This window comes from Angustibacter sp. McL0619, from assembly GCF_049994355.1.
Classification (GTDB): domain Bacteria; phylum Actinomycetota; class Actinomycetes; order Actinomycetales; family Angustibacteraceae; genus Angustibacter.
Genome location: NZ_CP188257.1, coordinates 1,910,975 through 1,922,633 on the forward strand (window position 1 = coordinate 1,910,975; position 11,659 = coordinate 1,922,633).

Below are 11,659 nucleotides of genomic sequence, written 5' to 3' on the forward strand. Positions count from 1 at the left end.
GCCACCGTGTCTGCAGCAGCCGTGACCTCCCTCGGGCTGCGCCCATCGATCTCGAACGGGTGCACCCTGGAACAGGTCGTCGAGGCACTGGAAAGCAAGGTGCGCTGCGTACGACCTGACCTGCTCGGCACCCGGGTGCTCGGTGTGACCCTCGACTCGCGCGCGGTGCGACCCGGCGACCTGTACGCGGCTCTGCCGGGCTCGCGTGCGCACGGCGCGCAGTTCGTCGCGGCGGCCGCGGCGGCCGGTGCGGTGGCCGTGCTGACCGACGACGCGGGAGTGGCCACCACCCAGGAGGCGGCGCCCCAGCTTGCGGTGCTGGTCAGCGACGACCCGCGAGCCGTCCTCGGCCAGGTCGCCGCCACCGTCTACGGCGACCCGGCCGTGGACGTCACCCTGCTCGGGATCACCGGGACCAACGGCAAGACGACCACGACCTACCTGATGGACGCCGTGCTGCGCTCGGCCGGCCGGGTTACCGGGCTGGTCGGCACGGTCGAGACCCGGGTGGCCGATGAGCGGGTGCCGAGCGTGCGGACGACGCCCGAGGCGCCGGACCTGCACGCCCTGCTGGCCGCGATGCGTGAGCGCGGCGTCCAGGTCTGCTCGATGGAGGTGTCCAGCCAGGCGCTGGCCCAGCACCGGGTGGACGGCGCGGTGATGGACGTCGCCGGGTTCACCAACTTCAGCCAGGACCACCTCGAGCTGCATGGCGACATGGGCACCTACCTGGCCGCGAAGGCGTTGCTGCTCACTCCGGCACACAGCCGCCGTGCCGTCGTGGTGGTGGACGACGACGGCTCGCGGCGCGCCGCGGCGGGGGCCACCGTCCCGATCATCACGCTGACCGGTCAGGCCGGCTCGGACGCCGACTGGCGGGTGGTCGAACGCACCCCGAGCGGTGCGGGCACCGACTTCGTCCTGGTCGGTCCCCGGGGGCAGCGGCTGGGCCTGCGGTGCCCGCTGCCGGGCGACTTCAACGTGCTCAACGCGGCGCTCGCTGCCCTGGTGCTGCTGGCCGCCGGTCTCACCGAGCAGCAGGTGGTCGACGGCCTGCGCTCGGCCGACGGCGTACCCGGCCGGATGGAACAGGTCGGTGACCCGGCGTCCGGTCCGCTCGCGGTGGTGGACTACGCGCACACCCCGGACGCGGTGGCGGCTGCGCTGGACGCGCTGCGCCCGGCGACGTCCGGCCGGCTGGTCGTGGTGCTGGGGGCCGGTGGCGACCGGGACCCAGGCAAGCGCCCTGCCATGGGCGCCGCCGCCGCGGACGCCGCGGACGTCGTGGTGGTGACCGACGACAACCCGCGCAGCGAGGACCCGGCGGCGATCCGGTCGGCGGTCCTGGCCGGTGCCCGCAGGGCTGCCGACGTGCGGGCGGGCCGCGGTGAACGGGTCGAGGTGGTCGAGATCGGCGACCGCGCCGCCGCGATCGACGAGGGGGTCCGGCTGGCCAACCGGAGCGGTGACGTGCTGCTCGTCGCGGGCAAGGGCCACGAGCCGGGCCAGGAGGTCGCCGGCGTGGTGCATCCCTTCGACGACCGGGCCGAGGTCGCCCGCGCGCTGCGCGAGGTGCGTCCGTGATCGCCTTGACGCTGGCTGAGATCGCCGACGTGACCGGCGGCGTCCTGCAGGGTCCGCCGGACCTTCTGGTGGACGGCACGGTCGTCACCGACGCCCGCCTTGCCGAGCCCGGCAGCCTGTACGTGGCGCGCGTGGGCGAGCACGCCGACGGCCTGGACTTCGTCCCTCAGGCGGTCGAGCGCCAGGCTGCCGCAGTGCTCGCCGAGCGGCCCAGCACGCAGCTGGCCAGCGTCGTGGTGCCGGACGTCCAGGCCGCCTTCGCCGCGGTCGCCCGCGAGGTCGTCGCTCGCGTCCCCGCGGTGCAGGTGGTGGCGGTCACCGGCTCGTCGGGCAAGACCAGCACCAAGGACCTGCTGGCCCAGGTGCTTAGCGAGCACGCACCTACCGTGGCCACCGCCGAGTCGTTCAACGGTGAGGTCGGCGTGCCGCTGACCGCGTGCCGGGTGGACGCGGACACCGCGCACCTGGTCCTCGAGATGGGCGCCCGTGGCATCGGGCACATCCGCTACCTCACCGAGATCGTCCGGCCGGACGTCGCGGTGGTGCTGAACGTGGGCACCGCGCACGTCGGCGAGTTCGGCTCGGTGGACGCGGTCGCGCAGGCGAAGGCCGAGCTGGTCGAGGCGCTGACGACTGACGGCGTGGCTGTGCTGAACACCGACGACCCCCGGGTGCGTGCGATGGCCGACCGCACTAAGGGGCGTGTCGTGCTCGTGGGGCGCTCGGACGACGCGCAGGTGCGGGCGGACGACGTCGTCCTGGACGACCAGGCCCGGGCCTCTTTCACCCTCGTGCACGGCGGCGAGCGCGCCGTTGTCCGCCTCGCGCTGCACGGCGAGCACCACGTGTCCAACGCGCTCGCCGTCGCGGCGGTGGGCCTCGAGGTCGGGATGACGCTGCCGGACGTGGCGGCCGCGCTGGGTCGGGCCCGACCCGCCAGCCGCTGGCGGATGGAGGTCCGGGACCGTCCGGACGGCGTCCGGATCGTCAACGACGCCTACAACGCCAACCCGGAGTCGATGCGGGCCGCGCTCAAGGCGCTCGCCGGTATGGGGGAGGGTCGGCGCACCTGGGCCGTGCTCGGCGAGATGCTCGAGCTCGGCGACAGCTCGCTGCTCGAGCACGACGCGATAGGACGCCTCGCCGTCCGGCTCAACGTCAAGCGCCTGGTCGCAGTAGGGCCGGGGGCCCGAGCCATCCACACCGGGGCGACCCAGGAAGGCTCGTGGGGTGAGGAGTCCGTGCATGTACCGGATGTCGAGGCGGCGTACGCGCTGCTGTCGGCCGAGCTGGAGCCCGGGGACGTCGTGCTGCTGAAGTCGAGCCGGGACGCCGGCCTGCGCTACCTCGGGGACCGGCTCGCGGGGGCCTGCGCATGAGGGCCGTACTCATCGCGGCGGCGGTCTCCCTGATGGTGTCGCTGTTCGGCACCCCGCTGTACATCCGCTGGCTTGTCAAGCGCGGGTACGGGCAGTTCATCCGGGACGACGGCCCGACCTCGCACCACACCAAGCGCGGCACTCCGACCATGGGCGGCACGGTCATCATCCTGGCGGCGCTGCTCGCCTACGTGGCCGCGCACCTGATCACCACGAACCCGCCGACGATGAGCGCCGTGCTGGTGCTCTTCCTGATGACCGGTCTGGGCGTCGTGGGGTTCCTGGACGACTTCATCAAGATCAGCAAGCAGCGCAGCCTGGGCCTGCGCACCGTGCCCAAGCTGATCGGGCAGTCCGTGGTGGCGTTGCTCTTCGCCGTCCTCGTGCTGCAGTTCCCGAACCACAAGTTCCGTACCCCGGCCTCGACTCAGATCTCCTTCATCCGGGACACCCGCTTCGACCTCGCGTTCGCCGGGGCGGCACTCGGCGTGGTGCTCTTCTGCATCTGGGCGTACGTGATGATCGCGGCCACCAGCAACGGCGTGAACCTGACCGACGGGCTGGACGGGCTGGCCACCGGCGCCAGCACGCTGGTGTTCGCGGCGTACGTGCTGATCGGCACCTGGCAGTCCAACCAGAGCTGTCAGCAGCTGACTGGCAACGAGACCGGCTCGGCGGCGCTGAAGTGCTACGAGGTCCGGGACCCGCGTGACCTCGCGGTGGTCGGGGCCTGCGTGATGGGCGCCTGCATCGGCTTCCTGTGGTGGAACGCCTCGCCGGCCAAGATCTTCATGGGGGACACCGGCTCGCTCGCGCTCGGCGGCGCGCTGGCCGGGCTGGCGATCACCAGCCGCACCGAGCTGCTGCTGCTGGTCGTCGGCGGCCTGTTCGTGCTCATCACCTTGTCGGTGATCATCCAGGTCGGCTCGTTCAAGCTGACCGGCAGACGGGTGTTCCGGATGGCACCGCTGCAACACCACTTCGAGCTGCTCGGCTGGCACGAGGTGACCATCGTGATCCGGTTCTGGATCATCGCCGGGTTGTTCGTCGCCCTGGGCCTGGGCATCTTCTACGCGGAGTGGGTGGTCGGTTCGTGAGCGACGCCCCTGGTCGACTGGACGGCCTGACGGACCGCGACGCGGACTGGGCCGGTCTGCAGGTGGTGGTGGCCGGGCTGGCGGTGAGCGGTTTCGCCGCGGCCGACGCGCTGCTCCAGCGGGGGGCGCGGCTCGTCGTCCTGGACGGGCGTGACGGTCCGCAGGAGCGCGAGCGGGCCGAGATCCTGCGGATCATGGGAGCCGACGTCCGGCTCGGGGAGTCAGCGACGACCGAGCTGCCGGGCCGCCCCGACCTGGTCGTCACCTCGCCCGGATGGCGCCCCGCGCAGCCCGTGCTCGCCGCTGCCGCCGCGGCCGGCGTGCCGGTCTGGGGCGAGGTCGAGCTGGCTTGGCGGATGCGGCCCGCGCACGGCGGCCCGCCCTGGCTCACCCTGACCGGCACCAACGGCAAGACCACGACCGTGCACATGCTCACCTCGATGTTGCGGGCCGCCGGGCTGCGAGCGGCCGCGGTCGGCAACGTCGGCACCCCCATCCTGCACGCGGTCCTCGCCGAGGAGCCGCTGGACGTGCTCGCGGTCGAGCTGTCCAGCTTCCAGCTGCACTGGCTCGGCCCGGACCGCGCCCGCTCGGTCGCGCCGCTGGCCAGCGCCGTGCTGAACGTCGAGCCGGACCACCTGGACTGGCACGGCAGCTTCGAGGCGTACCTGAAGGACAAGGGCGACGTCTACGAGCGGACCGAGGTGGCCTGCGTCTACAACGTGCAGGATCCGCGGACCGAGCAGCTGGTCCGCGACGCGGATGTCACCGACGGCTGTCGGGCGATCGGCTTCACCCGCGGCTCGCCCTCGGTGGGCATGGTCGGGGTGGTGGACGACGTGCTGGCCGACCGCGCGTTCGTGGTCGAGCGACGGACGTCGGCGGCCGAGCTCGGCACGCTGGCCGACGTCCAGGGGGATTCGCCCGTGCTCGCGCCGCACCAGGTGTCGAACGCGCTGGCGGCCGCCGCGCTCGCCCGGGCCGCCGGGGTGGCTCCGTCCGCCGTCCGCGACGGGCTGCGCGGGTTCCGGCCCGAGCCGCACCGCATCGCGCACGTGGCGACCGTGGACGGGATCAGCTTCGTCGACGACTCCAAGGCCACCAACCCACCGGCTGCCGCCGCGGCGCTGGCCACCTTCGAGCACGTCGTCTGGGTGGCCGGTGGCCTGCTCAAGGGCGCGGACGTCGACGACCTGGTCCGGGTGCACGCCGGCCGGCTGCGCGCGGTCGTGCTGATCGGCCGCGACCGCGAGCAGATCGCCCGGGCGATCGCGCGACACGCGCCGGATGTCCCGGTCGTCGAGGTCGACTCGACGGAGACTGGGCTCATGGACGACGTCGTGCGCCGCGCCGCATCGCTGGCGCGCGCCGGGGACACCGTCCTGCTCGCGCCGGCGGCGGCTTCGATGGACCAGTTCCGCGACTACGCCCAGCGCGGGGAGGAGTTCGCCGCCGCCGTCCACCGGTTCACTCGGTCCCGGCAGGGGGAGTAGCCGTGACCAGCCAGGTCCAGGGCCGCGCCGCGCTGCCCGCGAACCAGTCCCGGCTGCGCCGGCACGTACCCGCCGCGGAGCGGCTGGACTCGCCGGTCACCACCTACTACGTGCTGCTGGGCAGCACGCTGCTCCTGCTGGTCATCGGGCTGGTCATGGTGCTGTCGGCCTCGTCGGTGACCTCGCTGTCCAAGAGCGGCTCGTCGTTCACCATCTTCCTCAGCCAGCTGCGCTTCGCGGTGATCGGTCTGCCGTTGATGCTGGTGGCCTCCCGGGTTCCCGTGCGGCTCTGGAAGCGGATCGGCTGGGTGGTGCTCGTCGGCGCGCTGCTCGCCCAGCTGCTGGTCTTCACGTCCCTGGGCGTCAGCGTCAACGGCAACCGGAACTGGATCGGGGTCGGTGGCCAGCGGCTGCAGCCGTCCGAGGCGCTCAAGCTCGCGCTCGTGCTGTGGGGGGCGGCGGTGCTGGCCCGCAAGCGACTGCTGCTGGACCGGTGGGTGCACGTGCTGGTGCCGGTGCTGGCGCCGGTCGGGGTGCTCACCATCGGGCTGGTGCTGGCCGGACACGACCTGGGTACCGCGCTGGTACTGCTGCTGATCCTCGCCGCGCTGCTGTTCGCCGCCGGTGCACCGCTGCGGATGTTCGGCATCGCCGGCGCGTCGATGGCGGTCCTGGTCGGCGCGATGGTGATGTCCAGCGACAACCGCAAGACCCGGATCGCCTCCTGGCTCGGGGGCCGGTGCACCGACACCCTTACCGTCTGCTACCAGTCCATCCACGGTAAGTACGCACTGGCGGACGGCGGCTGGTGGGGCGTGGGCCTGGGCGCCAGCCGGGAGAAGTGGTCCTGGCTGCCCGAGGCGCACAACGACTTCATCTTCGCGATCATCGGCGAGGAGCTCGGTCTGCCCGGCGTGCTGGTGGTCCTCGCGCTGTTCCTGCTCATCGGTTGGGCGTGCCTGCGGCTGGTGACCCGCAGCGACGACCTCTTCGTCCGGATCGCCTCCGCGGCGACGATGGCCTGGCTGCTCGGCCAGACCCTGATCAACGTCGGTGCGGTGATCGGCATGCTTCCGGTGATCGGACTGCCGCTGCCCCTGGTCTCCAGCGGTGGGTCCGCGCTGCTCACCTCGATGCTCGTGCTCGGCATGCTGATGTCCTTCGCCCGGGCCGAGCCAGGTGCCGCGCACGCGCTGTCGGCGCGGGGCGGAATGCTGCGGCGTTCGCTGGCGGTGCTGCCCGGTCGGGCCCGGGGTGCGGGGCGGGCCGGCCGGTGACGACGTCCGTGCTGCTCGCCGGCGGGGGAACGGCGGGGCACGTGTCACCGCTCCTGGCGCTGGCCGACTGCCTGCGTCGGCGCAACCCCGCGATGACGGTCACGGTGCTCGGTACGGCCGAGGGTCTGGAGGCGAGGCTGGTGCCCGCGCACGGCTACGAGCTTCGCACTGTGCCGAAGGTCCCACTGCCACGTCGGCCGGGCCCGGACCTGGTCCGGCTTCCCGGGCGACTGCGCGGCGCCGTCCGGGCGGCCGCGGACGCGGTGCAGCAGAGCGGGGCCGACGTGGTGGTCGGTTTCGGCGGCTACGTGGCGGCGCCCGCCTACCTGGCCGCGCGCCGGCGCGGGGTGCCGATCGTCGTGCACGAGCAGAACCCGTTGCCGGGCGTCGCCAACCGGCTCGGCGCTCGGCTGACCCGCTTCGTGGCCACCACCTTCCCCGACACCAAGCTCGCCCACTCGGTGCACACCGGGATGCCGCTGCGCCACCAGATCAGCAGCCTGGCGAGCCTGACCGTCGACGAGCGCGCCGCGCGGCAGATGTCGGCCCGGGCCGCACTGGGTCTGGATCGGGACCGGACCACGCTGCTCGTCACCGGCGGCTCGCTCGGCGCGCAGCGGCTGAACGAGACCTTCGGGGCGGCGGCGGCGGACCTGCGGGCGGCGGGCGTGCAGGTGCTGCACGTCAGCGGCACCGGCAAGCAGGTGGACGTCGAGCCGGCCGTGGACGGCCAGGCGCCGTACGTGGTGCTGCCGTACGCGGACCGGATGGACGAGGCGTACCTGGCGGCCGACCTGGTGGTCTGCCGGGCCGGTGCCAACACTGTGTGCGAGCTGGCCACCGTGGGTCTGCCAGCGGCGTACGTGCCGCTGCCGATCGGCAACGGCGAGCAGCGGCTGAACGCCGAACCCGTCGTCGCGGCCGGCGGCGGCCTGCTGGTGGACGACGTCGGCTGCACGCCGGACTGGGTGCGCCAGGTGCTGCTGCCGTTGTTGGCCGACCCGACGTCCCTGCACGCGATGGGCGAGGCGGCGACCCGGTTCGTCGTCCCGGACGCGGACGAGCGGCTGGCCGACTTGGTGCTGTCCGCGGCCGGGAGCCGGTCGTGAACGACTCCGCCCCGGTCGGGGAGGCCGAGCAGCTCTCGCCGGTCCACTTCATCGGCATCGGTGGCGCCGGGATGTCGGGCATCGCCCGGATCATGCTGGCGATGGGGCTCGAGGTCAGCGGCAGCGACGCGAAGGAGTCGCTGCTGCTGACCGCGCTGGCTGCTGAGGGGGCCAGGGTGCAGGTCGGCCACGACCCGCGACACGTCGAACAGGCCCGTACGGTGGTCGCCTCGTCCGCCGTCCGGCCGTCGAACCCAGAGCTGGCCCGGGCCCGCGAGCTCGGTCTGCGCGTGCTGCACCGCTCCGAGGCGCTGGCCGCGGTCAGCGGTGGGCACCGGGTCATCGCGGTGGCCGGCACCAACGGCAAGACGACCACCACGGCGATGCTCACCGTGATGCTTCAGAAGTGCGGTCGCGACCCTTCCTTCTCGATCGGCGGCGAACTGACCGAGAGCGGGACGAACGCCCACCTGGGCAGCGGTGAGGTGTTCGTGCTTGAGGCGGACGAGAGCGACGGGACGTTCGTCGTGTACCGCCCGCACCTCGCTGTGGTGACGAACGTGCAGCCGGACCACCTGGACTTCTACGGCACGGCCGAGGCGGTGGAGGCCGGGTTCGCGGAGTTCGCACGCAGCATCCGACCCGATGGCCTGCTGGTCGCCTGCGCGGACGACCCGGGGTCGGCCCGGCTGGCCGAACAGGCTGCGGCAGAAGGGATCCGGGTGCGAACCTTCGGCTTCTCCGAAGAGGCCGACGTCCGGTTGCTCGATCTTGAGCCGGACGAGGCCGGGTCGAGCTTCGAGGTCTGGGACGGCGACCTGCCGATCGGCCGAGCCAGGGTGAGCGTGCCCGGCCGGCACAACGCGCTGAACGCGCTGGCCGCCTGGACGGCGCTCGTCGAGGTCGACGTGCCGCCGACTGCGGCACTGGAGGCCATGGCGGCGTTCACCGGGACCCGTCGACGGTTCGAGCCGCGAGGGAGCTCTGGCGGGGTGCGCCTGTTCGACGACTACGCGCACAACCCGGGCAAGGTGGCCGCGGCGCTGACCACCGCTCGGCAGGTGGCCGGCAAAGGTCGGGTCGTCGCGGTCTTCCAGCCGCACCTGTACAGCCGCACGCGGGACTTCGCACAGGAGTTCGGCCAGGCGCTCGGCCAGGCTGACGAGGTCGTCGTGATGGACGTCTACGCAGCGCGCGAGGACCCGCTTCCCGGGGTCTCCGGTGCGCTCGTCGCCGACGCGGTCCCGCTGCCGTCCGAGCGGGTCGCCTACGTCCCGTCCTGGTCGGCCGTGGCCGGAGCGGTCCGGGCCAGGGTGAAGCCGGGCGACCTGGTCGTCACCATCGGCGCGGGTGACATCACGATGCTGGCCGACGAGGTGCTGGCCCTGCTGGGCGGGTCGGACCCGCGATGAGCACGCGGACGACGACGGTGCGCGAGTCCGGCACCGAGACGTCCGCGAGGTTCGAGGCGCGGGCCCGGGCAGCCCGGTGGCGGTCCCGGCGACCGGTGCTGGTCGCGGTGCTGGTGGCGATGGTCCTGGTCGCGGTGGCGGCACTGGCCTACTTCGGCCCCGTGCTCGTGGTGCGCTCCGTGCAGGTCCGCGGCCTGGACGGTCCCGCTGCCGACCAGGTGGTCAGGGCGGTCGGCGACCTGACTGGCACGCCGTTGGCGCAGGTGGACACCGGCGCGGTCGGCGACCGGGTCCGGCGCGTTCCCGCGGTGGCGTCCGTCGAGGTGCGGCGTGGCTGGCCATCCACCCTGCAGCTGGTCGTGCGACCGCGGGTGGCCGTGGCGGCGGTGCCGGCGACCGGCGTCGGGTACCGGCTGGTCGACGCGTCCGGCGTCGCCTTCGCGAAGGTTGCGCGGGCACCGGCCGGCGTACCCGTGATCGACGTCCCGGTCGGGGTGAAGGCGGCCGACACGCTCGGTGCTGCGCTCACCGTGCTGGACGCGCTGCCGCCCGCGCTGCGCTCGAGGGTGAGCAGAGTCAGCGCAGACTCGCCCGACGACGTCCGGATGCGCCTCGGCGCGGCCACCGTGGTGTGGGGGAGCGGGGACGACAGCGAGCTCAAGGCCCGGGTGCTGACCGCGCTGACCAAGCACAAGGCGAAGGTCTACGACGTGAGCTCCCCGAGCACCCCGGTGCTCCGCTAACCCCACTTGTGGCGACCTGGCGGGGTCTCACGACGGTCTGAGACCACGAGAACGGCTCACCAGTCGGGGTCGCAGGGGTGATGCGAGTGGCCGATCTGCCGACACGCCGGGCGCGGTCGTTGGCGGTGGGGCGATCGGCACCTAGCGTCTTCGACCAGGACGAGGTTGACATAACTATAACCCTCAACTTGAGGGTCAGGGTCCACCAAACAGGGCAATACCCAGTGAGAGGCACTCGACGTGGCTGCACCGCAGAACTACCTGGCCGTCATCAAGGTCGTCGGCATCGGCGGCGGTGGCGTCAACGCGATCAACCGGATGATCGACGTAGGCCTCAAGGGCGTCGAGTTCATCGCCGTGAACACCGACGCGCAGGCCCTGCTGATGTCGGACGCCGACGTCAAGCTGGACGTCGGCCGCGAGCTCACCCGCGGGCTCGGCGCCGGCGCCGACCCCGAGGTCGGCAAGAAGGCCGCCGAGGACCACGCGGAGGAGATCGAGGAGGTGCTGCGCGGCGCCGACATGGTCTTCGTCACCGCTGGCGAGGGTGGCGGCACCGGCACCGGCGGCGCGCCCGTCGTCGCGCGGATCGCCCGCTCGCTGGGTGCGCTGACCATCGGCGTCGTGACCCGCCCGTTCACCTTCGAGGGTCGTCGTCGCGCGAACAGCGCCGAGACCGGCATCGCGCAGCTGCGCGACGAGGTCGACACCCTCATCGTCATCCCGAACGACCGGCTGCTGTCGATCAGCGATCGCGCGGTCAGCATGCTCGACGCGTTCCGCAGCGCCGACCAGGTGCTGCTGTCCGGCGTCCAGGGCATCACCGACCTGATCACCACGCCGGGTCTGATCAACCTCGACTTCGCCGACGTGAAGTCGGTCATGCAGGGTGCGGGCAGCGCGCTGATGGGTATCGGCTCCGCCCGTGGCGAGGACCGCGCGGTGCAGGCGGCTGAGCTGGCGATCTCCTCGCCACTGCTCGAGGCCAGCATCGACGGCGCCTACGGTGTCCTGCTGTCCATCCAGGGCGGCTCCGACCTGGGCCTGTTCGAGATCAACGAGGCGGCCCGGCTGGTTCAGGAGGCCGCGCACCCGGAGGCGAACATCATCTTCGGTGCCGTCATCGACGACGCGCTGGGCGACGAGGTCCGGGTCACCGTGATCGCCGCCGGCTTCGACGGTGGTGTGCCCACCCAGCGCAAGGACGACCGCGCCCTCGGCCAGATCACCGGCTCCTCGACGTCCAGCGCGATCCGGACGGCGCCGCCCGCCACGCCGGCGTACGCGGGCAGCAGCAACGGCACCAGCAACGGCACCAGCAACGGACACTCGTCCAGCCAGCGGCCCTACTCCACCAACGGGTCCACGGCACCGCACGTCGAGCCGGCCGGTGAGTCCTCCACGGATGCCGGAGTCGAGTCCGCCGCATCGGCGCGGCGCGGCGAGCCGGTCGTGGTGCCGGACACCCTCGAGCCGGTCCGCGCCCGCGCGCCGCGCTCGGTGGTCTTCGACGACGCGGACGACGAGCTGGACGTGCCCGACTTCCTCAAGTGAGCCTTACGGCA

9 protein-coding genes are annotated in these 11,659 nt (G+C 72.8%); all 9 read left to right on the plus strand.

Annotated features, from left to right (window positions below; translation table 11 throughout):
• Positions 1–6 precede the first annotated feature (6 nt).
• The 9 genes from ACPPVT_RS08830 (at position 7) to ftsZ (ending at position 11,648) form a co-directional block, all read left to right on the plus strand.
• The gene (locus ACPPVT_RS08830; RefSeq protein WP_426566624.1) at positions 7–1,584 is read left to right on the plus strand and encodes a UDP-N-acetylmuramoyl-L-alanyl-D-glutamate--2,6-diaminopimelate ligase; all 1,578 of its coding nucleotides are present in this window, start codon (positions 7–9) and stop codon (positions 1,582–1,584) included.
• Positions 1,581–2,963 (plus strand): UDP-N-acetylmuramoyl-tripeptide--D-alanyl-D-alanine ligase, encoded by a 1,383-nt coding sequence (locus ACPPVT_RS08835; protein WP_426566625.1) that lies wholly within the window; start codon positions 1,581–1,583, stop codon positions 2,961–2,963. The genes ACPPVT_RS08830 and ACPPVT_RS08835 overlap by 4 nt, the downstream gene beginning before the upstream one ends.
• The gene (gene mraY, locus ACPPVT_RS08840) at positions 2,960–4,060 is read left to right on the plus strand and encodes a phospho-N-acetylmuramoyl-pentapeptide-transferase (RefSeq protein ID WP_426566626.1); all 1,101 of its coding nucleotides are present in this window, start codon (positions 2,960–2,962) and stop codon (positions 4,058–4,060) included. Before ACPPVT_RS08835 ends, mraY begins: the two co-directional genes overlap by 4 nt.
• Positions 4,057–5,553, plus strand: coding sequence for a UDP-N-acetylmuramoyl-L-alanine--D-glutamate ligase (gene murD / locus ACPPVT_RS08845; protein WP_426566627.1), 1,497 nt, complete (start codon positions 4,057–4,059; stop codon positions 5,551–5,553). Before mraY ends, murD begins: the two co-directional genes overlap by 4 nt.
• 2 nt (positions 5,554–5,555) lie before the next feature.
• Complete coding sequence (ftsW, locus tag ACPPVT_RS08850; RefSeq protein WP_426566628.1) at positions 5,556–6,830, plus strand: putative lipid II flippase FtsW; 1,275 nt, start codon at positions 5,556–5,558, stop codon at positions 6,828–6,830.
• Positions 6,827–7,939, plus strand: coding sequence for an undecaprenyldiphospho-muramoylpentapeptide beta-N-acetylglucosaminyltransferase (gene murG / locus ACPPVT_RS08855; protein WP_426566629.1), 1,113 nt, complete (start codon positions 6,827–6,829; stop codon positions 7,937–7,939). The genes ftsW and murG overlap by 4 nt, the downstream gene beginning before the upstream one ends.
• Positions 7,936–9,351 carry a UDP-N-acetylmuramate--L-alanine ligase gene (gene murC / locus ACPPVT_RS08860; protein WP_426566630.1) on the plus strand — a complete coding sequence of 472 codons (1,416 nt, stop codon included), beginning with the start codon at positions 7,936–7,938 and terminating at the stop codon, positions 9,349–9,351. Before murG ends, murC begins: the two co-directional genes overlap by 4 nt.
• Positions 9,348–10,094: a cell division protein FtsQ/DivIB gene (locus ACPPVT_RS08865; RefSeq protein WP_426566631.1), complete on the plus strand. Its 747-nt coding sequence runs from the start codon at positions 9,348–9,350 to the stop codon at positions 10,092–10,094. The genes murC and ACPPVT_RS08865 overlap by 4 nt, the downstream gene beginning before the upstream one ends.
• A 240-nt stretch (positions 10,095–10,334) precedes the next feature.
• Positions 10,335–11,648, plus strand: a complete 1,314-nt coding sequence (ftsZ, locus tag ACPPVT_RS08870; RefSeq protein ID WP_426566632.1) for a cell division protein FtsZ — start codon at positions 10,335–10,337, stop codon at positions 11,646–11,648.
• The last annotated feature ends 11 nt before the right edge of the window (positions 11,649–11,659 follow it).

Excerpts from the sequence above, each read along its gene's own strand:
- mraY (WP_426566626.1), top strand. The coding sequence starts at position 2,960 with ATGAGGGCCGTACTCATCGCGGCGGCGGTCTCCCTGATGGTGTCGCTG.
- ACPPVT_RS08865 (WP_426566631.1), top strand. The coding sequence starts at position 9,348 with ATGAGCACGCGGACGACGACGGTGCGCGAGTCCGGCACCGAGACGTCC.